General features: G+C 70.5%; 20 protein-coding genes. 9 read left to right on the forward strand and 11 right to left on the reverse strand.

All coding sequences use genetic code 11. The features are described from left to right. Positions 1-25 precede the first annotated feature (25 nt). The gene (gene argS / locus F7R91_RS23160; RefSeq protein WP_150951016.1) at positions 26-1,795 is read left to right on the forward strand and encodes an arginine--tRNA ligase; all 1,770 of its coding nucleotides are present in this window, start codon (positions 26-28) and stop codon (positions 1,793-1,795) included. On the opposite strand, the gene F7R91_RS23165 is transcribed toward argS, so the two are convergent. Further along, positions 1,773-2,204, reverse strand: coding sequence for an ATP-binding protein (locus F7R91_RS23165; RefSeq protein ID WP_150951017.1), 432 nt, complete (start codon positions 2,202-2,204; stop codon positions 1,773-1,775). The genes argS and F7R91_RS23165 overlap by 23 nt on opposite strands. A 112-nt stretch (positions 2,205-2,316) precedes the next feature. On the opposite strand from F7R91_RS23165, the gene F7R91_RS23170 reads away from it, so the two are divergent. From F7R91_RS23170 to F7R91_RS23180, 3 genes are read left to right on the forward strand one after another with little or no spacing between them, the layout of a single operon-like run. After that, entirely contained in the window at positions 2,317-3,144 is an 828-nt protein-coding gene (locus tag F7R91_RS23170; protein WP_150951018.1) for a helix-turn-helix domain-containing protein, read from the forward strand. Continuing rightward, positions 3,141-3,326 carry a DUF397 domain-containing protein gene (locus tag F7R91_RS23175; protein ID WP_150951019.1) on the forward strand — a complete coding sequence of 62 codons (186 nt, stop codon included), beginning with the start codon at positions 3,141-3,143 and terminating at the stop codon, positions 3,324-3,326. Before F7R91_RS23170 ends, F7R91_RS23175 begins: the two co-directional genes overlap by 4 nt. Before the next feature lie 5 nt (positions 3,327-3,331). Beyond that, a complete protein-coding gene (locus F7R91_RS23180; protein ID WP_150951020.1) occupies positions 3,332-4,105 on the forward strand; it encodes a DUF4253 domain-containing protein in 774 nt (257 codons plus the stop codon). A gap of 4 nt (positions 4,106-4,109) precedes the next feature. On the opposite strand, the gene F7R91_RS23185 is transcribed toward F7R91_RS23180, so the two are convergent. Further along, positions 4,110-5,327 (reverse strand): aminotransferase-like domain-containing protein, encoded by a 1,218-nt coding sequence (locus F7R91_RS23185; protein WP_150951021.1) that lies wholly within the window; start codon positions 5,325-5,327, stop codon positions 4,110-4,112. 272 nt (positions 5,328-5,599) lie between these two features. Between F7R91_RS23185 and F7R91_RS23190 the strand changes: the two genes are divergently transcribed. Then, entirely contained in the window at positions 5,600-5,788 is a 189-nt protein-coding gene (locus F7R91_RS23190) for a hypothetical protein (RefSeq protein ID WP_150951022.1), read from the forward strand. Between the two features lie 20 nt (positions 5,789-5,808). Here F7R91_RS23190 and hemB read toward each other — a convergent pair whose 3' ends face one another. The 3 genes from hemB to F7R91_RS23205 are packed head-to-tail and all read right to left on the reverse strand — an operon-like array spanning position 5,809 to position 9,210. Then, a complete protein-coding gene (hemB, locus tag F7R91_RS23195) occupies positions 5,809-6,801 on the reverse strand; it encodes a porphobilinogen synthase (protein WP_150951023.1) in 993 nt (330 codons plus the stop codon). A gap of 57 nt (positions 6,802-6,858) precedes the next feature. Then, positions 6,859-8,223 (reverse strand): FAD-binding oxidoreductase, encoded by a 1,365-nt coding sequence (locus tag F7R91_RS23200; RefSeq protein ID WP_150951024.1) that lies wholly within the window; start codon positions 8,221-8,223, stop codon positions 6,859-6,861. A 9-nt stretch (positions 8,224-8,232) separates the two neighbouring features. Continuing rightward, positions 8,233-9,210 (reverse strand): antibiotic biosynthesis monooxygenase, encoded by a 978-nt coding sequence (locus tag F7R91_RS23205; RefSeq protein ID WP_150951025.1) that lies wholly within the window; start codon positions 9,208-9,210, stop codon positions 8,233-8,235. A 60-nt stretch (positions 9,211-9,270) separates the two neighbouring features. On the opposite strand from F7R91_RS23205, the gene F7R91_RS23210 reads away from it, so the two are divergent. Then, complete coding sequence (locus tag F7R91_RS23210; RefSeq protein WP_150951026.1) at positions 9,271-9,837, forward strand: nucleoside deaminase; 567 nt, start codon at positions 9,271-9,273, stop codon at positions 9,835-9,837. A 104-nt stretch (positions 9,838-9,941) separates the two neighbouring features. Here the strand turns inward: F7R91_RS23210 and F7R91_RS23215 are convergent, their stop codons facing one another. The 5 genes from F7R91_RS23215 to F7R91_RS23235 all read right to left on the reverse strand — a co-directional run bounded on the left by F7R91_RS23215 (position 9,942) and on the right by F7R91_RS23235 (position 15,700). Then, a complete protein-coding gene (locus F7R91_RS23215; RefSeq protein WP_150951027.1) occupies positions 9,942-11,648 on the reverse strand; it encodes a bifunctional uroporphyrinogen-III C-methyltransferase/uroporphyrinogen-III synthase in 1,707 nt (568 codons plus the stop codon). After that, the gene (hemC, locus tag F7R91_RS23220; protein ID WP_150951028.1) at positions 11,645-12,613 is read right to left on the reverse strand and encodes a hydroxymethylbilane synthase; all 969 of its coding nucleotides are present in this window, start codon (positions 12,611-12,613) and stop codon (positions 11,645-11,647) included. The genes F7R91_RS23215 and hemC overlap by 4 nt, the downstream gene beginning before the upstream one ends. Further along, on the reverse strand, positions 12,610-14,379 hold the full coding sequence (locus F7R91_RS23225; RefSeq protein WP_150951029.1) for a glutamyl-tRNA reductase: 1,770 nt from the start codon (positions 14,377-14,379) through the stop codon (positions 12,610-12,612). The genes hemC and F7R91_RS23225 overlap by 4 nt, the downstream gene beginning before the upstream one ends. Further along, positions 14,376-15,140, reverse strand: coding sequence for a redox-sensing transcriptional repressor Rex (locus tag F7R91_RS23230; protein ID WP_150951030.1), 765 nt, complete (start codon positions 15,138-15,140; stop codon positions 14,376-14,378). The genes F7R91_RS23225 and F7R91_RS23230 overlap by 4 nt, the downstream gene beginning before the upstream one ends. Before the next feature lie 281 nt (positions 15,141-15,421). After that, positions 15,422-15,700 carry a glutaredoxin family protein gene (locus F7R91_RS23235; RefSeq protein WP_161063831.1) on the reverse strand — a complete coding sequence of 93 codons (279 nt, stop codon included), beginning with the start codon at positions 15,698-15,700 and terminating at the stop codon, positions 15,422-15,424. Between the two features lie 137 nt (positions 15,701-15,837). On the opposite strand from F7R91_RS23235, the gene F7R91_RS23240 reads away from it, so the two are divergent. From F7R91_RS23240 to F7R91_RS23250, 3 genes are all read left to right on the forward strand, one after another. Further along, positions 15,838-16,773, forward strand: coding sequence for an HAD family hydrolase (locus F7R91_RS23240; RefSeq protein ID WP_150951032.1), 936 nt, complete (start codon positions 15,838-15,840; stop codon positions 16,771-16,773). 262 nt (positions 16,774-17,035) lie between these two features. Continuing rightward, positions 17,036-17,827: an ECF subfamily RNA polymerase sigma factor, BldN family gene (locus F7R91_RS23245; protein WP_150951033.1), complete on the forward strand. Its 792-nt coding sequence runs from the start codon at positions 17,036-17,038 to the stop codon at positions 17,825-17,827. A gap of 233 nt (positions 17,828-18,060) precedes the next feature. Beyond that, positions 18,061-19,287, forward strand: a complete 1,227-nt coding sequence (locus F7R91_RS23250) for a DUF5667 domain-containing protein (protein ID WP_150951034.1) — start codon at positions 18,061-18,063, stop codon at positions 19,285-19,287. A 315-nt stretch (positions 19,288-19,602) separates the two neighbouring features. On the opposite strand, the gene F7R91_RS23255 is transcribed toward F7R91_RS23250, so the two are convergent. Further along, positions 19,603-20,655: a lysophospholipid acyltransferase family protein gene (locus F7R91_RS23255; RefSeq protein ID WP_150951035.1), complete on the reverse strand. Its 1,053-nt coding sequence runs from the start codon at positions 20,653-20,655 to the stop codon at positions 19,603-19,605. Between the last annotated feature and the right edge of the window lie 3 nt (positions 20,656-20,658).

The raw sequence follows: 20,658 nt of genomic DNA on the forward strand, positions 1-20,658 counted from the left end.
CACGAGGAGAACGGCACCCATTCCTATGGCCCCGGTCACGTCCCTCAGCGACTCCGTCAACCAGCGCCTCGCGTCCGCCCTCTCGGCAGCCCTGCCGGAGGCCGGCTCCGCCGACCCGCTGCTGCGACGTAGCGACCGGGCCGACTTCCAGGCCAACGGGATCCTCGCGCTGGCGAAGAAGGCGAAGGCCAATCCGCGGGAGCTGGCGACCGAGGTCGTGGCGCGGATCGAGTCGGGTGAGGTGATCAAGGACATCGAGGTGTCCGGCCCCGGCTTCCTGAACATCACGATCAGCGACAAGGCGATCATCGAGAACCTCGCCGCGCGGTACGCGGACGCGGCCCGCCTCGGCGTGCCCGTCGCCGAGCACCCGGGCACGACGGTCATCGACTACGCCCAGCCGAACGTGGCGAAGGAGATGCACGTCGGCCATCTGCGGTCCGCGGTGATCGGTGACTCGGTGGTCCAGCTGCTGGAGTTCACCGGCGAGACCGTCGTCCGCAGGCACCACATCGGCGACTGGGGCACCCAGTTTGGCATGCTCATCCAGTACCTGGACGAGCACCCGCACGAGCTGGACCACAAGGCCGCCGCGGATCTCCAGGCGTCCGGCGAGGAGGCGATGTCGAACCTCGACCGCCTCTACAAGGCCGCGCGGAAGCTGTTCGACGCAGACGAGGAGTTCAAGACGCGGGCCCGGCGCAGGGTGGTCGACCTCCAGGCGGGCGACCCGCACACCCTCGCCACCTGGCAGAAGTTCGTCGACGAGTCGAAGCTCTACTTCTTCTCCGTCTTCGAGAAGCTGGACATGGAGATCCGGGACGAGGACATCGTCGGCGAGTCGGGCTACAACGACATGCTGGCCGAGACCTGCCGCCTCCTGGAGGAGTCCGGCGTGGCGGTCCGCTCCGAGGGCGCGCTGTGCGTGTTCTTCGACGACATCAAGGGCCCGGAGGGCAACCCGGTCCCGCTGATCGTGCAGAAGTCGGACGGCGGCTACGGCTACGCGGCGACGGACCTCTCGGCGATCAGGGACAGGGTCTTCAACCTGAAGGCGAGCAGCCTGATCTACGTCGTGGACGCCCGGCAGTCGCTGCACTTCAAGATGGTCTTCGAGACGGCACGCAGGGCGGGCTGGCTGAACGAGGACGTGAAGGCGTACCAGCTGGCCTTCGGCACGGTCCTCGGCAAGGACGGCAAGCCGTTCAAGACGCGTGAGGGCGAGACGGTCAAGCTGGTCGACCTCCTCGACGAGGCGGTCGAGCGGGCCTCGGCGGTCGTACGGGACAAGGCGCAGGACCTCTCCGAGGAGGAGATCGCCGAGCGGGGCGCCCAGGTGGGCATCGGCGCGGTGAAGTACGCGGACCTGTCGACGTCGGCGATCCGGGACTACAAGTTCGACCTGGACCAGATGGTCTCGCTGAACGGCGACACGTCCGTCTACCTCCAGTACGCCTACGCCCGTATCCAGTCGATCCTCCGCAAGGCCGGCGAGGTACGCCCGTCCGCCCACCCGGAACTCGAACTGGCCGAGGCGGAGCGGGCGCTGGGCCTGCACGTGGACGCCTTCGCGGAGACGGTGGCCGACGCGGCGACGGAGTACGCGCCGCACAAGCTGGCCGCGTACCTCTACCAGCTGGCGTCCCTGTACACGTCGTTCTACGACAAGTGCCCGGTCCTGAAGGCCGAAACGCCGGACCAGGTGGAGAACCGGCTGTTCCTGTGCGACGTGACGGCCCGCACCCTGCACCAGGGCATGGCCCTGCTGGGCATCAGGACGCCCGAGCGGCTCTGACGGCGCGCGGCGGGAGCTCGAACTCGCACCACACCACCTTTCCGAGCTCCCGCTGCCCCACCCCCCACTTGTCGCTGAGCGCCGCCACGAGCAGCAGCCCGCGACCGCCCTCGTCCGCCTGGGCGGCGATACGCGGCACACCGGGACCGCTGTCGTGCACCTCCACCCGCAGTACCTGGCCGTCGTAGCGCAGGAACACGCGATAGAACCGGCCGGGCGGCACCCCGTGCTGCAGCGCGTTCGTGGCCAACTCGCTGACGCACAGCACCACGTCGTCGCCACGCTCGCCTCCGGCCAGCCCCCAGCCGGCCAGGGTCTCGCACGCGAAACGCCGGGCAGCGGGGACGGACCTGCGGTCCCGGCGGAAGAACCTCTCGCGCAGGGGCGGAAGTTGGATCGTCTCGTTCACGGGACGAGAGTTGCGGAGAGTGACTACCGTGGATCACTGCGTGAACCCGTACAGATTTTTTGTACGGGTTCGCACGGGGTCGCGTACGGGCAGCGTGGGGAGTTGGACCAGCATGAACTCCAGGAAGCTTCCGCGAAAGAAGAACCTCTCGGCCATGAAGATGCTGGGCGTGCAAGTGGGTACGGCACGCCGTGCGGCGGGCTACACGCAGCGCGCGCTCGCGGAGGAGCTGATGCTCGACGAGGAGACGGTCGCGTCGATCGAGCAGGGCAGAAGGCCGCTGAAGCCGGATCTGGCGGAGTCGCTGGATCAACTTCTTGAGACGAAGGGCCTGTTGAGCGCGGGAGTCGCAAACCTCCCCGAGATCGACCAGTTCCCCATGTGGGCCGAGCTGTACATGGAACACGAGCGTGAGGCGATCGCCCTCTCCTCGTACGCCAACCAGGTACTGCCTGGTCTCCTCCAGACAGAGGGGTACGCACGCGCGGTCCTGCGGGAACGCGTCCCCGCGTACAACGAGGACGACGTCGTGACGAGGACGGCCGCTCGGGTGGGCCGCCAGGACATCCTGCACCGCAAAGTCCCGCCGACCGTCAGTTTCGTCGTGTGGGAGCCGGTCCTGCACCTTGAGGTCGGCGGACATGAGGTGCGAAGCCGGCAGCTGCTCCACTTGCGCGAGTGCGCTGAACTACCAGGCCTTGCCTTGCAGTTCCTGCCGATGGACACGCCCGCCCACGCCGGTCTGGACGGCCCCTTCATCCTCTTGGAAACCCCCGACCACCAGCACCTGGCCTACATCGAAGGCCAGCGCGGCAGCCAGTGGGTTTCTGACCCAGATGAGGTGTCCATCCTCGCGCACAAGTATGCGATGCTGCGGGCACAGGCCCTGACCCCGCAGGAGTCCAGGCGCCTCCTCGACGGTCTGCTAGGAGAACAATGAGCACCGCACTTCAGTGGTTCAAGTCGACCTACAGCGGCAGCGAGGGCGGCGAATGCCTGGAAGTCGCCGCCACCCCCCAACACATCCACATCCGCGACTCCAAGCACACCCCGGAAGACGCCCCCACCCTCCAGGTAACCCCCGCCACCTGGACGGCCTTCACCAAATTCGCGGCCCGTTAGCCCCCATGGCCACCCTCCCCAACCCCCTCCCGAAGCTCGCCGACCTCGGCCTCGCACTCCCACCCGGGAAGCTCATCGACGCGACCGACGACGGCCCTTGGCACGAGCCCTTGCTGTGGCATGCGGACGCTCCCACCGCCCCCGGCGGCTGGACGGCGCTGGAGCCCGCGCGGCGCACCGCGGGGCTGCTGCCGGTGCTCATCGACGTCGGTGGCAGCCAGGGTGGGCCGGAGGACTGGGAGTTGATGCCCGGGGAGACGTCGTACCCCGGGGATCACGATGCCGAAGACGTCCTCGCGGAGTTCTGGGAGGAGTGCGCGGCGGAGGAGGACGGCGAGTGGCCTGGCCTCGCACCCGCCGCCCACGACCTCGGCAGCGACCCCGACGAGCTGGCCGCCGACATCGCCGACACGCTCGTACGGGACCGCTCCTGGCTGAAGGAGCCGCGCCTCGCGCTGGTCCCCGCGCGCCGCAGCGCCGACATCCCCGCGGTGATCGGCTGGTCGGGGCCGATGAACCACGAGAACGACGTCGCCCGGCTCTGCGCGGTGCTCCGTTCCTGGGAGGACCGCTTCGGGACACGGGTCGTGGCACTCACCTTCGACCAGCTGGTCGTCTCGGTCGCGGCGCCGCCCGCCGGCCTGGCCGCCGCCGAGGACGTAGCGGCGGAGCACTTCGCGTTCTGTCCGGACAACATCCTCCAGAGCGGCGACAGTTCGCTGCGGTCGTACGCGGAGCGACTGGTCGGCCTGGAGGTCTGGTCCTTCTGGTGGGACTGAGGGATCAGCGGCCCCGCAGTCCTCTCCCCAGCCGCCGCAGGCCCTCCCGGATCTGTTCCGGTGTCTGCGTCACGAAGCACAACCGCAGTGTCGAACGGTCGGGCTCACCGGCGTAGAAGGGTGCGCCCGGGACGTAGGCGACATCGTGCCGTACGACCTCCGCGAGCAGGGCTGTCGTGTCGTACGACTCCGGCAGCCTCGTCCACAGGAACATCCCGCCCTCCGGCCTGTTCCACACCGACCCCTCGGGCAGCGCCTCCGCGAGTCCCGCGAGCATCGCGTCCCGGCGCTCGCGGTACACCCCGGCGACCCGCGCGACGTGCGCGTCAAGGTCCCGGTCGGCCAAGTACCGTGCCGCCGCCAGCTGGTTGACGGTCGGTGTGTGCAGATCCGCCGCCTGCTTGGCGACCGCGCAGGCCCGGCGGAGTTTGGCGGGTGCCCGCAGCCAGCCGAGGCGCAGGCCCGGTGCCATGACCTTGGAGAAGGAGCCGAGCAGCACGACCCGGTCCCAGGCTCCCTCGTGGGAGGCGATCCACGGCACGCGTTCGCCCTCGAAGCGGAGTTCGCCGTACGGGTCGTCCTCGATGATCCACAGGCCCCGGCGGGCGGCGACGGACGCGACGGCGGCCCGGCGTTCGGCGGGCAGGGTGCGGCCGGTCGGGTTCTGGAAGCTGGGGACGGTGTAGAGAAGCTTCGGCCGCTCGCGCAGCACCAGTTCCTCCAGCGCGTCGGGGTCGACGCCGTCCTCGTCGCCCGGCACGGGCACGACCCGTGCGCCCGTGAAGCCGAAGGCCTGGAGCGCGGCCAGGTAGCAGGGGTTCTCGACGAGGACCGTGTCTCCGGGTTCCAGCAGCGCGGTGGCCAGCAGCGACAGGGCTTGCTGCGAGCCGGTGGTGACCAGGACGTCGTCGGCGTCCGTGGGCAGACCGCGCGCCGACATCCGTCCCGCGAGCGCGCTCCGCAGGGCCGGCTCGCCCTCCGTCGTGGAGTACTGGAGCGCCTGCGCGGGCGCCTGAGCGAGGACGGCGCGGTAGGCGGCCGTGATCCCCTCCGCATCGAACAGCTCCGGCGCCGGCAGCCCGCCCGCGAAGTTGATGACCTCGGGGCGTGCGGTGACGGCCAGGATGTCCCGTACCGGCGAACCACCGATCGAGCGGGCCCGTGCGGCGAGCGGGGGCACGGGGGCTGCGGCGTGGGCGGGCGCGGGCTCGGCGACGGTCATGACACGGCTCCTTCGGCTGCGGTGACGCGCGTGCCCCGCAGCCTAGAGAAGTACATGCCGTCTACAAGCAGGTTTCCGCGATACGGACGGTAGCCGGACCCAACCCGGTCCCGCGTCCCGTCCCGGCTGCTTGGGAATCGACGTCCCCGCAGGTCAGAGGCCATCCCGCCGTTCCGGCGTCCCGAATTCCCCGGTGAGTGTGGCGCGCGGGAGGGATCACCCCCCAGGCTGGGCGCAGACCCCGCACCCCGTCCTGATGGAGAGGGCCCCCCATGTCCGCACACCCCGACCGTTCCCGCGTACGGCTGCTGTTCGCCGCCACGGCGGTCGCGCTCGCGGCGCTCACGCTGACCGCGTGCAAGGACGGAGAGGGCCTGCGCGACGAGGGCCCGTCATCGGCGGGCGTACCCTCCACCACAGCCACGTCCGGTTCGGAGTCCCCGCCGCCCGGTGACCGCTAGGCCCTGCCGACCCCGGTCCGCTAGGACAGCTTGTGCGCCACCTCGGTGGCCCAGTACGTGAGGATGTTCTGCGCCCCCGCCCGCTTGATACCGGTCAGCGTCTCCAGGATCGCCCGGTCCCGGTCGATCCAGCCCTTCTCGGCGGCGGCCTCGATCATCGAGTACTCGCCGGAGATCTGGTAGGCGGCGACCGGCACATCCACGGAGTCGGCGACGCGGGCGAGGATGTCCAGATAGGGACCGGCCGGCTTCACCATCACCAGGTCGGCCCCCTCCTCCAGGTCGAGGGCCAGTTCCCGCAGGGACTCGCGCACATTGGCGGGGTCCTGCTGGTACGTCTTGCGGTCGCCCTGGAGCGACGAGGCGACGGCCTCGCGGAACGGCCCGTAGAACGCGGAGGCGTACTTGGCGGTGTAGGCGAGGATCGCGACGTCCTCGCGTCCGATCTGGTCGAGGGCGTCCCGGACGACCCCGATCTGGCCGTCCATCATCCCGCTGGGCCCGACGACATGCGCGCCGGCGTCGGCCTGGACCTGGGCCATCTCGGCGTACCGCTCCAGCGTGGCGTCGTTGTCGACGCGGCCCTGCTCGTCGAGCACCCCGCAGTGTCCGTGGTCCGTGGTCTCGTCGAGGCACAGGTCGGACATGACGAGCAGGTCGTCCCCGACCTCGGCCCGTACATCACGGATCGCGACCTGGAGGATCCCGTCCGGATCGGTCCCGGGCGTGCCGAGCGCGTCCTTCTTCGACTCCTCGGGCACGCCGAAGAGCATGATCCCGGAGATCCCGGCCGCCACGGCCTCCGCGGCCGCCTTCTTCAGGCTGTCCCGGGTGTGCTGCACGACCCCGGGCATCGCGGCGATCGGCACCGGCTCGCTCACGCCCTCCCGCACGAACGCGGGCAGGATGAAGTCGGCGGGGTGCAGCCGGGTCTCGGCGACCATGCGCCGCATGACAGGGGTGGTGCGCAGCCGCCGGGGACGCGTACCGGGGAAGGATCCGTACTTCGTCATGCACCTACGCTACGCCCGCCCCAGGGGCACCTTTGCCGACGCCCTGTCGACCGGCTCTCACGGCGTGAGGTAGGTGTGGAAGACGTTCTCCGGGTCGTGGGCGGCCTTCAGCGCCCGCAGCCGCTCCCAGTCGTCCGGGGTGTAGGACCGCCGGGCCCGGGTCGCGTCGGCGGTGAGGTCGGCCTCGGCGATGTAGTGGCCGGTCCCGTAGGGCTCGACGGTCCGCATGGTGTCCCGCAGCCAGCGGATGTTGGCTGCGTCCTCGGCCGGGTCGTCCCAGATCGCGAAGGGGGCGATGTAGTTCTCGCCCAGGACCGAGAAGGCCATGTCGAGGGAGAGGGTGCGGTCCCGCGAGGCGGGCCACAGGGGCGCGAGGACGAGCGACTGCTCGGAGGGGGCTTCGGCGACCTGAGCGGCGAGCGCGGGCAGCAGGATGTCGAGGGCGGTGTCCGACCACAGGGTGTCCACCACGTTGCGGTGGCCCCGGGGCCAGAAGTCGGACGAGGTGCCGTACAGGTCCTCGAAGGTCTTCGGCTCGTCCGTCTTCTGGAAGAGGGCGCGTTCGGCGAACGGGCAGGCCCGCAGCGGTTGCAGGCAGCGGACGGCCTCCTCGCGCGTGCGGGCGAAGGCGGTGCCGGTGAAGCTGATCACCTTGGGTCGCTCGGTCGCCGCCGTGATGTCCGGGGAGGCGGTCGCGAGCATGAACGACGCCTCGACGTTCGCCGGAAGCCGCCGGGCTGCCGTGGTGGCCCAGCGGGTGACCGGTTCGACGTCGGCGAGGGGGAAGACGTACGTGGTCTCCGCAACGGCCGTCGGGAGGGCGTGCAGGGTCACGTGGAAACGGGTGGCGACGGCGAAGAAGCCGGGGCCGGCGCCGCACGCGGCCCAGAAGAGATCGGGGTTCTCGTGCAGGCTGCAGGTGAGGGCGGTGCCGTCCGCCGTGACCACCTCGACCGCCCGCACACTGGCGGCGGCCGGTCCGAGGGCGCCGGAGTTCCAGCCGAGACCGCCGCTGAGGAGAAAGCCGCCCAGCGCGACGGGCCCACAGTGCCCGGCGGGAAAGGCGAGACCGTACGGAGCGAGCGCGGCGACGAACTCGCGTCCGCTGAGGGCGGGTTGAAGGGTCGCGGTGCGTGAAACCGGGTCGATCTCGCAGCCGTTGAGGGCCGAGAGGTCGATGAGCATACCGCCGTCACGCAGGGGTGAGCCGCACCAGCTGTGTCCATGGGAGCGCAGGGCGATCCGGTGCCCCTCGGAGCGGGCCAGCCGGACGGCGGCCGGGACGTCCCGGTCCGAGGCGACCCGGACGATCAGATCGGGAAAGCGCTGCGGCTTGAGGTCGTTCCACAGCATCTCCGCCCAGACGCCGTCGTAGGCGGGGTCGCCCCGCCGGACGACAGCCCCCTCGATTTCTTCGCTCATGATGGCTCCTCAGCCGGTCGTGAGCCCGAAAATCAGGATGCACAGCGCCCAGCACAACACCACGAGGACGGTCCCGACCACCTGGGTGCGCGCGGACAGGGCGCGGCTCGGCACCAGCCAGAAGGCAAGCCCCCGGTTGACCAGGGGCATCAGCAGCCAGGTCAGCGCGGAGACGCTCAGCAGGTTGCCGACGAAAAGGGACAGATAGCCGCGGACTCCGGCGTCGTCGAGCGCATCACCGACCGTCAGATTCAGCACCATCACCGTGGGATACAGGGCCAGCAGCACGGACATGGCCTGTTTCCAGTTGGGCGGGGCCCCGCCCTCGGCGTCCTCCCCGAAGCGGAACCAGCCGCTGAACGCCGACCCCACCTTGTGCACGTCGTAGGCGGAGAAGTAGTTCTCGCCCTCGGCGAGAAGCCTGGCGCGGACGTCGGACCCGAGCCACTGGTCGAGGTGCTGACGAGTGTCGAAGCGGAAGATGACGACCCAGTTGTCCTGGATTCCCGCGACCGGCTTGAACAGCTCGGTGCCCATGAAACCGGGGAACTTCCCCTGAGCCTTGAGGACTTTGTCCTGCCAGCGTGCGAAGTCCTCCTCGTGGCCGGGCAGTACATGGTGGGAGATGACCGCCGTGACGGCTGCCTCCTCGGTCGCCGCGGCCTCGTCACCGGCGAGGACCTCCTGCGCGGGTGCCCCCTCGAACAGCGGACGGCCCTCGGCGAGCAGTTGCCGGCGCTCACCGGACTCCAGCCAGGTGGTGAGCTGGTCGATGCGGCCGAAGCGGAAGACCACCACCCATGCGCGTTCGTCACCGACGCCCGGGGGGTACATCTCCGTCCCCTCGAATCCGTCGAATGCGCGCACGGCCCGGTTGGTCCGCTCCTGCCAGCGTTGGTAGTCGTCCTCGTGGCCTTCCCGCACTTTCTGGGAGGTCACCACCGTCGCACCGTGGCCGTCGGGGGCCCGGATTGCACTGACACCCATGCGGAGTAGTCTAGTTCAGAGGGGAGTTATCGGACAAACGGGGCATCTGGAGGGTCCGACATGGGTCACAAGGAGTTCCTTGCCGAAGCGGTACGCCTGGCCACCGAATCCGTCGAGATGAACTACGGCGGTCCCTTCGGTGCCGTGATCACCCGGGACGGCGACATCGTGGCCCGCGGACAGAACCGTGTTCTGCTCACCGGCGACCCCACCGCGCACGCCGAGGTGGAGACCATACGCAAGGCCGTGCAGGTCCTCAACCCCGAGGCTCCCTCGATCGCGCCGGAGCACCAGAACGAGAGCACCCTCGCCTATGTGCCGCGCCCCGACGGCTCCCCCGACCCCGTGCCGGAGCGGGCCAGGATGCTCCAGGGCTGCTCGATCTACATCAGCGGCGCGCCCTGCCCGATGTGCATGAGCGCCATCTACTGGTCGCGGATCGACGAGGTGTACTACAGCTGCGATCTGCACGCCACCCGGGAGATCGGCTTCGACGACGCCTTCCAGTACGAGGACTTCCGAAAGCCCCTCGACCAGCGCCGCATCCACGTCGAGCAGATCCACCCCGAACTGGGCGCCCAGGCCTACGAAGCCTGGTCGGGCAAGCCCGACCGGCACCCCTACTGACGCGGGGTACACGGGGGTTGCGGCGAGGAGAGTCGTCCGGGCGACCTCCTCGCCGCTGCGTCGACGTCAGGCCGTCGTACGACGCTCAGGCCCGCGTACGGCGCTCAGGTCGTCGTACGACGCCGGCGAGCCCCCGGCCGCCGCTCGCTGGGCCGGGTGACCGGGTCCCCCGCCTCCAGGGCCGCGGTCCTGCGCCGCAGACCGAAGTCGGCGAGCGCCTCCGCCAGCTTGTGCACGGACGGCTCGGGCGCCATCACATCGACCCGGAGCCCGTGCTCCTCCGCGGTCTTCGCCGTGGCCGGCCCGATGCACGCGATCACGGTCACGTTGTGCGGCTTTCCGGCGATGCCCACCAGGTTGCGCACGGTGGAGGACGACGTGAAGAGCACAGCGTCGAACCCGCCGCCCTTGATCGCCTCGCGTGTCTCCGCCGGCGGCGGCGAGGCACGCACGGTCCGGTAGGCGGTGACGTCGTCGACCTCCCAGCCCAGCTCGATCAGCCCGGCCACCAGGGTCTCGGTCGCGATGTCGGCCCGCGGCAGGAACACCCGGTCGATGGGGTCGAAGACGGGGTCGTACGGCGGCCAGTCCTCCAGCAGACCGGCGGCCGACTGCTCACCGCTCGGCACCAGATCCGGCTTCACACCGAAGGCGACGAGGGCCTTCGCGGTCTGCTCGCCGACCGCGGCGACCTTGATGCCGGCGAACGCGCGGGCGTCGAGCCCGTACTCCTCGAACTTCTCGCGCACGGCCTTGACCGCGTTGACCGACGTGAAGGCGATCCACTCGTACCGCCCGGTCACCAGTCCCTTGACCGCCCGCTCCATCTGCTGCGGCGTGCGCGGCGGTTCGACGGCGATCGTCGGCACCTCGTGCGGCACGGCGCCGTAGGAACGCAACTGGTCGGAGAGCGAGGCCGCCTGCTCCTTCGTCCGCGGCACGAGCACCTTCCAGCCGAACAGCGGCTTGGACTCGAACCACGAGAGCTGCTCACGCTGAGCCGCGGCGGAACGCTCACCGACCACGGCTATGACCGGCCGGCCGCCCTCCGGGGACGGCAGGGCCTTCGCCTGCTTCAGCGTCTGGGCGACGGTGCCGAGCGTGGCGGTCCAGGTGCGCTGACGCGTGGTCGTACCGGCGACGGTGACCGTCATCGGGGTGTCGGGCTTGCGACCGGCGGACACCAGTTCGCCCGCGGCGGCGGCCACGGAGTCCAGCGTGGTGGACACCACGACGGTTCCGTCCGACGCCCCGACCTCGGTCCAGCAGCGGTCCGACGCCGTGCGGGCGTCCACGAACCGTACGTCCGCGCCGTGCGCGTCGCGCAGCGGCACACCCGCGTAGGCGGGCACGCCGACGGCCGCGGCGACACCGGGCACGACCTCGAACGGCACACCGGCGGCGGCGCAGGCGAGCATTTCCTCGGCCGCGTACGTATCCAGTCCCGGGTCCCCGGACACCGCACGGACGACCCGCCTGCCACCGCGCGCGGCCTCCATGACAAGATGTGCGGCATCCCTCACAGCAGGGACCCCAGCGGTTGTTGACGCTCCGTCAACAACCGTGAGCTGAGGCGTGCCTGTGCCCGGAACCGGGTCGGAGGCAGGGTCCGCGTCCGTGGTCACCACGGAGACGCCCTGTCTGGCATGCACACGTACGACGTCGAGCACTTCGTGCTCGGCGACGAGGACGTCCGCGTTCGCCAGCGCCTCCACGGCGCGCAGAGTCAGCAGTCCCGGATCCCCGGGTCCGGCACCGAGGAAGGTGACGTGCCCGTGTTCCGGACCGGCGGGAAAGGCGGTGGGGCTCACTGTGCTCGCTCCCCCATCAGACCGGCCGCGCCCTGGGCAAGCATCTCGTCCGCGAGTTCGCGGCCGAGCGCCATTGCCCGGTCGTGCGTCTGGGGCACGGGACCGGTGGTGGACAGCTGCACCATGCGCGTGCCGTCGGTCGTGCCGACGACGCCGCGCAGGCGCATTTCCTTGACAATCTGCCCGTCGGCAAGGTCGGCCAGCGCGCCCACAGGGGCGCTGCAACCGGCCTCGAGGGCGGCGAGCAGGGACCGCTCGGCGGTCACGGCGACCCGTGTGAACGGGTCGTCGAGTTCACCGAGCGCGGCGATCAGTTCGGTGTCCCGGGCGGTGTTCCCCGCCCTGCACTCGATCGCCAGTGCCCCCTGGCCGGGGGCGGGCAGAACCGTGTCGACCGACAGGAAGTCGGTCACCTCGTCGCTCCGGCCGATCCGGTTCAGCCCGGCGGCGGCCAGGACGACGGCGTCCAGCTCACCGCTGTGCACGAACCCGATGCGGGTGTCGACGTTGCCGCGGACCGGCACGGTCTCTATGTCGAGGCCGTGGGCGCGCGCGTACGCGTTCAGCTGCGCCATGCGGCGCGGCGAGCCGGTGCCTATGCGGGCCCCGCGCGGAAGGTCGGTGAACTTCAGCGCGTCACGGGCGACGATCACATCGCGCGGGTCCTCGCGCAGCGGTATCGCGGCGAGGGTCAGTTCCTCGGGCTGCGCGGTCGGCAGGTCCTTGAGCGAATGAACCGCGAAGTCGACCTCACCCCTGAGCAGCGCGTCCCGCAGGGCCGTGACGAACACACCGGTGCCGCCGATCTGCGCGAGGTGCTCTCGCGAGACGTCCCCGTACGTGGTGATCTCGACGAGCTCCACGGGCCGTCCGGTCACCCGGCGCACGGCATCCGCCACCTGCCCGGACTGGGCCATGGCGAGCTTGCTGCGCCTGGTCCCGAGCCTCAAAGCCTTCATACTCATGCCGGCCCTCGGTTCTCGCCGTTCTGGTCGTGCTGGTCGGTGCTGTCCTCGGCGCGGGAGACGGCGGCCACCGTCTCGGGGTCGAGGTCGAACAGGGTGCGCAGCGCGTCCGCGTACCCGGCGCCGCCGGGTTCGGCCGCGAGCTGCTTGACCCGGACGGTCGGCGCGTGCAGCAGCTTGTCCACGACGCGCTTCACGGCCTGGGTGATCTCGCCGCGCTGCTTGTCGTCGAGGCCGGGCAGCCGCCCGTCGAGACGGGCGATCTCGCCGGCCACGACATCCGCGGCCATGGCGCGCAGCGCGACGACGGTGGGCGTGATGTGGGCGGCCCGCAGAGCCGCGCCGAAGGCCGCGACCTCGTCGGAGACGATGCGCCGCACCTGGTCGACGTCGGCCGCCATCGGAGCGTCCGCGGACGCCTCGGCGAGCGACTCGATGTCCACCAGCCGCACCCCGGCCAGCCGGTGCACGGCCGCGTCGATGTCGCGGGGCATGGCGAGGTCGAGGAGGAACAGCGCGGGCACGGGCCGCGGGATCTCGGCGACCGGCTCGGGCCTGCGGCGCTCCGGGATACGGCCCACGGCGGCCGCGGCGGCGGCCAGCGCGGCGATCGCCTCGGACTCCGCGGCCAGGTCCAGCGTGATGACCGTGCCCGCCCCGGCCTGGGTGCGCTGCGCACGGCCGGGCGCATCGACGGCTCCGTTGTCCACCCAGGCCGCATGCTGCTCCAGGTCCGCGGCGGCCATCCCGGCCACCGCGGCCTCGCCGAGCACGGAGAACCCGGCGGTGCCCTGCACCGCGGAGAGGTCCAGCGGACAGCCCTCCTCGGTGCCGACGCTGGTGGGCGGCAGGGCCGCCTCCCGAGCGCCCGCCTGCACCGTCGTACGGCCGCTGCCGCCGTCCGGTGCCGGGACGGGTGCCCCGATCCGGCCGTCGACCGCGGCCGCGATCGACGCGGCGGACAGGACCAGGCCCGTCGCGCCCGTGCAGGAGACGGCGACATCGGCACGTGTCAGCTCGACCGGCACCGACTCCATCGGTACCGCGCGGGCCGGCACGTCCGTCTCGTCGCCCTCGGTGAGGATCTGCACGAGGCGCTCGGCACGGTCGAGGGTGCGGTTGGCGATCACGATCTCGGCGACCCCGGCCCGCGCCAGCGTGGCGGCGGCCAGCGAGGACATCGAGCCCGCGCCGATCACGACCGCCTTCTTGCCCGCGGCCCACGCCTCGACCGGCGCACCGGCGGACAGCTGCTCCAGGCCGAACGTGACCAGCGACTGCCCGGCACGGTCGATGCCGGTCTCCGAGTGGGCCCGCTTGCCGACCCTCAGGGCCTGCTGGAACAGGTCGTTCAGCAGCCGGCCTGCGGTGTGCAGGTCCTGCGCCCGGGCGAGGGAGTCCTTTATCTGGCCGAGGACCTGCCCCTCGCCGACGACCATGGAGTCCAGCCCGCACGCCACGGAGAAGAAGTGGTGGACGGCCCGGTCCTCGTAGTGGACGTAGAGATAGGGCGTGAGCTCCTCCAGGCCGACCCCGCTGTGCTGGGCGAGCAGCGTGGACAGCTCGGCGACACCGGCGTGGAACTTGTCCACGTCGGCGTACAGCTCGATGCGGTTGCAGGTGGCGAGGACGGCGGCCTCGGTGGCCGGCTCCGCGGCGACGGTGTCCTGCAGCAGCTTGATCTGGGCGTCCGCGGACAACGCGGCCCGCTCCAGGACGCTGACCGGGGCGCTGCGGTGACTCAGCCCGACGACGAGAAGACTCATGCCGGCATCACGGCGGGAACGTCCCCGTCCGGGCCCTTGTCGGCAGACTTGCTGCGGGTGGCGGACGCCGGTCCGGCGCCGTCGGGCGAGGCGGCCTCCTCGCCGGCCTTGCGCTGCTCGTGGAAGGCGAGGATCTGCAGCTCGATGGAGAGGTCGACCTTGCGCACGTCGACGCCGTCCGGGACGGACAGCACGGTCGGCGCGAAGTTCAGGATGGAGGTCACCCCGGCGGCCACGAGCCGTTCGCAGACCTGCTGTGCGGCACCGGCGGGGGTCGCGATCACGCCGATCGAGACCCCGTTGTCCTCGATGATCTTTTCCAGGTCGTCCGTGTGCTGCACCGGGATCCCGGCGACGGGCTTTCCGGCCATTGCCGGATCGGCGTCGATGAGCGCGGCGACCCGGAAACCACGGGAGGCGAACCCGCCATAGTTGGCGAGCGCGGCGCCGAGGTTGCCGATACCGACGATCACAACCGGCCAGTCCTGGGTCAGGCCCAGTTCGCGGGAGATCTGGTAGACGAGATACTCGACGTCGTACCCCACGCCACGGGTCCCGTAGGAGCCCAGGTAGGAGAAGTCCTTGCGCAGCTTGGCGGAGTTGACCCCCGCGGCGGCCGCCAGTTCCTCGGACGAGACCGTGGGCACCGAGCGCTCCGAGAGCGCGGTGAGGGCTCGGAGGTACAGCGGAAGACGGGCGACGGTGGCCTCGGGAATCCCTCGGCTGCGGGTCGCCGGTCGGTGAGTTCGGCCAGTTGCCACGGTGCTCCTGCGGGTAGAGCGGGGCTGCAGGCGGTCATACGTCCCCGGACCGCCCCGTCGAAAGCAGGCTATGTCTTTGTGAACGTGTGCACAAAGATGCTGTCCGATTTGCCCGGCCAACGTGACCGGGGTCACGCGCCCCCGGCGCACGCGTACAGAACCGGCGCACACGCACCACCGATCCTCTTCCGACGGGGGCAAAACCGCACACTCTCCTCAACGATCCACGCCCCCGAGACCATGACGCCACCGATCCTAAGCGACACCCCGGCCCAGTTGGACTAGTCAGTCAGCGCCCTGCGCAGTCGCTCCTCGTTCACCCGCCAGAAGGTGTGCTGTTCACCGTCGACGAGCACGACGGGGATCTGCTCCCAGTACCGGGCATGGAGTTCGGCATCCTCGGTGATGTCCTTCTGCTCCCACGGCACCCCCAGATCGGCGCACACCTTTTCGATCACGGCCTGTGCGTCATCACACAGATGACACCCCGGCTTGCGGACGAGGGTGACGAGGCGGTCCTGGGGAGACCTGGCGGGCTTACGGCGGAAGACGGGACTCATGTCGGCCATTGTCGCGCCGCCGCTCAGCGACGGAAGCCCCGGTCAGATCACTTCTTTAACGGCACGGTCGCGGAGAGTTCACACCCACCAAACCCCAGGACTCCGGAAGCTCCGAACAAACTGGCTATGCTCACGACATGGCCGCTCTTGGATGGCTCACTCCCCGTAGGCGCTCCGCCACGGCGCGGAGCGTGTTGGCAGGCGAAGCCTCGGCGGAGGCAGCGCGCAAGTCGTCGCAGGACGTAGCCGACATTCCGGAAGTATCAGGCGCCGGTGAGGAACCGCAGTTCCCGGTGCTCGGCGACGACCGGGCCGCGGCCTTCTTCGATCTCGACAACACCGTCATGCAGGGCGCCGCGCTGTTCCACTTCGGCCGCGGCCTGTACAAGCGGAAGTTCTTCGAGACCCGCGACCTCGCCAAGTTCGCCTGGCAGCAGGCGTGGTTCCGGCTGGCCGGGACCGAGGACCCCGAGCACATGCAGGACGCGCGCGACTCGGCGCTGTCGATCGTCAAGGGCCATCGCGTCTCCGAGCTGATGTCGATCGGCGAGGAGATCTACGACGAGTACATGGCCGAGCGCATCTGGCCCGGCACCCGGGCGCTGGCCCAGGCCCACCTGGACGCGGGCCAGAAGGTGTGGCTGGTCACGGCGGCCCCGGTGGAGATCGCGGGAGTGATCGCCCGCCGCCTCGGCCTGACCGGCGCACTGGGCACGGTGGCGGAGTCGGTCGGGGGCATCTACACCGGCAAGCTGGTCGGCGAACCGCTGCACGGCCCGGCGAAGGCGGAGGCGGTACGCGCCCTGGCCTCGGCGGAGGGCCTGGACCTGTCCCGCTGCGCCGCCTACAGCGACTCGCACAACGACATCCCGATGCTCTCCCTGGTCGGCCACCCCTACGCCATCAACCCGGACACCAAGCTGCGCAAACACGCCCGTCAGCTGGAGTGGCGCCTGCGCGACTACCGCACGGGCCGCAAGGCGGCGAAGGTCGGCATCCCGGCGGCCGCGGGCGTGGGCGCGGTGGCAGGCGGCACGGCGGCGGCGATCGCCCTGCACCGGCGACGCCGCTAGCGGCTTGGCTGCACACGGCCACAACACGCCCCGGACACAGACCGAAAACGAATCATTCCGGTCAACAACCAGTCACTCTGCGGCACTTGACCATGCCTCAATCGATTACAGAAGCGTCGTAATCGATGATTTGAGCAACTGGGTGTAGCTGTGCCTGCACTAAGCGTTATTCTCCTCAGACGCAAACCGGTACCCCTCCGTCGCTACGACGGGTGAACGGTCCCGCACTGCACGTGATGGAAGCTCTGCCTCTGGGAGTCCCGTGTACCCACACGTCGGGGTTGACGCCTCGGGCCTGGCTACGCTGCGCGCAACGGTCCAAGCACTGTTGCGCGGCTTCGTCCCCACCGCACATGCCGTCCCCACCGCGTACGCCGTCCCCGCCCTCGCCGTGGCGGCCGAGCCCGTCGGCCCGTGCTACGCACTCGCCGAGAGCGGCGCCGCCGTCGGCAGACGAGGACGCTCGACCGGCGCCGCCGCCCCCCGCCGTCCGGCCGCGGACAGCGACAGCGCGCGCATGATGGATCTCGTCGAACGCGCCCAGGCCGGCGAGGCCGACGCCTTCGGGCGCCTCTACGACCAGTACAGCGACACCGTGTACCGGTACATCTACTACCGCGTCGGGGGCAGGGCGACCGCCGAGGACCTCACCAGCGAGACCTTTCTGCGCGCCCTGCGCAGGATCGGCACGTTCACCTGGCAGGGCCGCGACTTCGGCGCCTGGCTGGTCACCATCGCCCGCAACCTCGTCGCCGACCACTTCAAGTCGAGCCGCTTCCGGCTCGAGGTGACCACCGGCGAGATGCTCGACGCCAACGAGGTCGAGCGGTCCCCGGAGGACTCCGTCCTGGAGTCCCTCTCCAACGCCGCGCTCCTCGACGCCGTACGGCGGCTCAACCCCCAGCAGCAGGAGTGCGTGACGCTCCGCTTCCTTCAGGGGCTCTCCGTCGCCGAGACAGCCCGTGTGATGGGCAAGAACGAGGGTGCCATCAAGACACTCCAGTACCGCGCCGTCCGCACGCTCGCCCGGCTCCTGCCGGACGACGCGCGCTGACACAACACCCTATGTAACCCCCAACTCGCTTTCAGTGAAAGTCCGTTGACTCCTCCATCAGACCCTCCGTCGTCCGTAACCCAAGTGCCGCGCCGCTCGTTGTGCGGGATGCAGGCTCCCTGTGGTCACTACCTGGCCGACTTCGATCACCTGATCGTGTGGATGTGGTCAGGGCGTGCAACCCTCAGGACCCCCTGGGGAGTCGACCGTCATGACGAGAGGAGGTGCCGCCAGTGATCGCGAATGTATCGGCGCACCGGCGGGCGAACGCCTTCGCCCAGGCCCTGGAGGAGTCCGACCGGGGTACGGCGGCCGAGCAGTCCGAAGGACCGGCACCGTCCCCGGCTGCTCCGGAACAGACCGGGCAGGGCCTTCTGCTGGCCCTCGCCGAGCGTCTCGGCGATGTGCCCCGGCCGGCGCTGGACCCCGAGGTCAAGGTCGTCCAGCGGGCCCAGCTGGTGGCCAGGTTCGAGGCCATGCTGCGGGAGGCCACCGCCGGGGGCGAGGCCACGGACCCGTCCGTGCCCGAGCAGCGTTCCACCCGGACACACGGGGCTCACCGGGCATCCCCGCTGGGAAAGCTGCGACCGCGTTCCCGGCTGACCAAGGGGCTCGCCGCGGGCGGGCTCAGCGTCGGCGTCGCCGCGGGAGCCTTCGGCGGAATCGCCGCTGCGAGCTCGGACGCCCTGCCCGGTGACTCGCTCTACGGCCTCAAGCGGGGCATCGAGGAATTCAAACTCGACTACATGTCCGACGGGGACGACGAGCGCGGCCAGGCCTACCTCGACCAGGCCTCCACCCGGCTGAGCGAGGCCCGCCGGCTGATGGAGCGCGACCGCGGCGGCCACCTCGACCACGAGTCCGTGGGCGAGATCCGCCGCGCCCTGTCCGGCATGCGGCACGACGCCTCCGAGGGCCACCGTCTGCTGCACGAGGCATACCAGCGCGACCCGGACTCCCTGGGCCCCATCCAGGCCCTCTCCGCCTTCTCCCGCTCGCACCGCGAGACCTGGGGCGCGCTGCGCGACCGACTGCCCGTCCAGCTCGGCGACGTCAGTCAGCAGGTCTCGTCGGTCTTCGACGCCATAGACGAAGAGGTCGCCCCGCTCCAGTCCCTGCTCCCGCAGCCTCCGGCCCAGGGCGGCGGCAGCGGCAAGCGACAGGGCTCCGGTCCGGCGTCCCCCGGCTCGTCCGGTTCGGCACCCTCGGCGGCACCCGAGACGGGCGGCAGCACCTCCGACGGAGCCGGATCGCGCAGCGGCAGCCCCAGCACCTCGGCGGGCTCCGCCACCGAGGACGACGGCCTGCTCGGCGGCAACACCGGCGGCCTGCTCGACCCACCGAAGGACACGGGCAGCGCCTCACCGTCCACCACAAGCGCAACCACCGAGCCCGACGTCACCCTCCCACCCCTCCTCCCGGGCCTCCTGCCCGGCCTGGGAATCGACAGCGACGACTGAGCCGACTGAGCGGTACGACGGTGGGGGCGCCCCTCTCGGGAGGGGCGCCCCCACCGTCGTACGAGAAGCCCATGCCGTTACTCCTACTCCGCAGCCCGAAAGGTTTCTGCTCAGCGGAACGCCGGCCAACGCCTCAGAAGAACACCGAACGGCGCTGCACCAGCAGCTTGGCCCCTCTTATCTGCTGCCCTCGCACTGCTTCGCAGGCTTCGGACAGCTGCGCCGGACTCCGTCCGACGGCCTCCGAGCGGCCGGAAGCCACGCTCTCGCGCCTGTCCCGAAAGGTTTCTCCACAGAGGAAGACCGGCCAACGCCTCAGAAGAACACCGAGCGACGCTGCACCAGCAGCTTGTAGAGCGTGTGCTGGATCTGTTCTCTGACCTGGTCTGTCAGGTTGAACATCAGCATCGGGTCCTCTGCCGCCTCCGGCGGATACCCGTCCGTGAGGATCGGCTCACCGAACTGGATCGTCCACTTCGTCGGCAGCGGGATCGCGCCCAGCGGGCCCAGCCATGGGAAGGTCGGCGTGAGCGGGAAGTACGGGAACCCGAGCACCCGCGCCAGCGTCTTGGCGTTGCCGATCATCGGGTAGATCTCCTCCGCCCCGACGATCGAGCACGGGATGATCGGCACACCCTGCCGCAGCGCCGTCGAGACAAAGCCGCCGCGCCCGAACCGCTGCAGCTTGTACCGCTCGCTGAACGGCTTGCCGATCCCCTTGAAGCCCTCCGGCATCACCCCGACCACCTCGCCCTGCCCCAGCAGCCGTTCGGCGTCCTCCGCGCACGCCAGCGTGTGGCCGAGCTTGCGGGCGAGTTCGTTGATCACCGGCAGCATGAACACCAGGTCCGCCGCGAGCAGCCGGAGATGGCGGTCCGCGGGGTGGTTGTCGTGGACGGCGACCTGCATCATCAGACCGTCCAGCGGAAGCGTGCCCGAGTGGTTGGCGACGATCAGGGCGCCGCCGTCCGACGGGATGTTCTCGATGCCCTTCACATCGACCCGGAAGTACTTCTCGTACACCGGCCGCAGCAGGGACATCAGGACCTGGTCGGTCAGCTCCTCGTCGTAACCGAAGTCGTCGATCTCGTAGTCACCGGTGAGGCGGCGGCGCAGGAAGCCGAGGCCGCCGGCGATACGCCGCTCCAGTCCGCCCTCGGCCCGCGGCCGCTCGGGCGGCTGTTCCTCGCTGGTCACAGCTACATCATCCTGCGCGCCCGCCGCCGTGGGCAGAGGCTCGACCTCACGGACCGGCCCGGGTTCCGTGCCCTTGCGCCGGCTCCCCGCGCTCCGGCGCCGCGGCGGCCGCTGCACGGCGCCTGTGCGGGACCGGTCGTCGTCGAACGGAATGACCTTGGCATCCGCCATCGT

Source organism: Streptomyces luteolifulvus (assembly GCF_008806595.1).
Classification (GTDB): domain Bacteria; phylum Actinomycetota; class Actinomycetes; order Streptomycetales; family Streptomycetaceae; genus Streptomyces; species Streptomyces luteolifulvus.

What these genes read in the sequence shown, in the direction of transcription:
- argS (WP_150951016.1), top strand. Translation starts at nt 26, where the DNA reads ATGGCCCCGGTCACGTCCCTCAGCGACTCCGTCAACCAGCGCCTCGCG.
- F7R91_RS23170 (WP_150951018.1), top strand. Translation starts at nt 2,317, where the DNA reads ATGAACTCCAGGAAGCTTCCGCGAAAGAAGAACCTCTCGGCCATGAAG.
- F7R91_RS23175 (WP_150951019.1), top strand. Translation starts at nt 3,141, where the DNA reads ATGAGCACCGCACTTCAGTGGTTCAAGTCGACCTACAGCGGCAGCGAG.
- F7R91_RS23180 (WP_150951020.1), top strand. Translation starts at nt 3,332, where the DNA reads ATGGCCACCCTCCCCAACCCCCTCCCGAAGCTCGCCGACCTCGGCCTC.
- F7R91_RS23185 (WP_150951021.1), bottom strand. Translation starts at nt 5,327, where the DNA reads ATGACCGTCGCCGAGCCCGCGCCCGCCCACGCCGCAGCCCCCGTGCCC.
- F7R91_RS23190 (WP_150951022.1), top strand. Translation starts at nt 5,600, where the DNA reads ATGTCCGCACACCCCGACCGTTCCCGCGTACGGCTGCTGTTCGCCGCC.
- hemB (WP_150951023.1), bottom strand. Translation starts at nt 6,801, where the DNA reads ATGACGAAGTACGGATCCTTCCCCGGTACGCGTCCCCGGCGGCTGCGC.
- F7R91_RS23200 (WP_150951024.1), bottom strand. Translation starts at nt 8,223, where the DNA reads ATGAGCGAAGAAATCGAGGGGGCTGTCGTCCGGCGGGGCGACCCCGCC.
- F7R91_RS23205 (WP_150951025.1), bottom strand. Translation starts at nt 9,210, where the DNA reads ATGGGTGTCAGTGCAATCCGGGCCCCCGACGGCCACGGTGCGACGGTG.
- F7R91_RS23210 (WP_150951026.1), top strand. Translation starts at nt 9,271, where the DNA reads ATGGGTCACAAGGAGTTCCTTGCCGAAGCGGTACGCCTGGCCACCGAA.
- hemC (WP_150951028.1), bottom strand. Translation starts at nt 12,613, where the DNA reads ATGAGTATGAAGGCTTTGAGGCTCGGGACCAGGCGCAGCAAGCTCGCC.
- F7R91_RS23225 (WP_150951029.1), bottom strand. Translation starts at nt 14,379, where the DNA reads ATGAGTCTTCTCGTCGTCGGGCTGAGTCACCGCAGCGCCCCGGTCAGC.
- F7R91_RS23235 (WP_161063831.1), bottom strand. Translation starts at nt 15,700, where the DNA reads ATGAGTCCCGTCTTCCGCCGTAAGCCCGCCAGGTCTCCCCAGGACCGC.
- F7R91_RS23240 (WP_150951032.1), top strand. Translation starts at nt 15,838, where the DNA reads ATGGCCGCTCTTGGATGGCTCACTCCCCGTAGGCGCTCCGCCACGGCG.
- F7R91_RS23255 (WP_150951035.1), bottom strand. Translation starts at nt 20,655, where the DNA reads ATGGCGGATGCCAAGGTCATTCCGTTCGACGACGACCGGTCCCGCACA.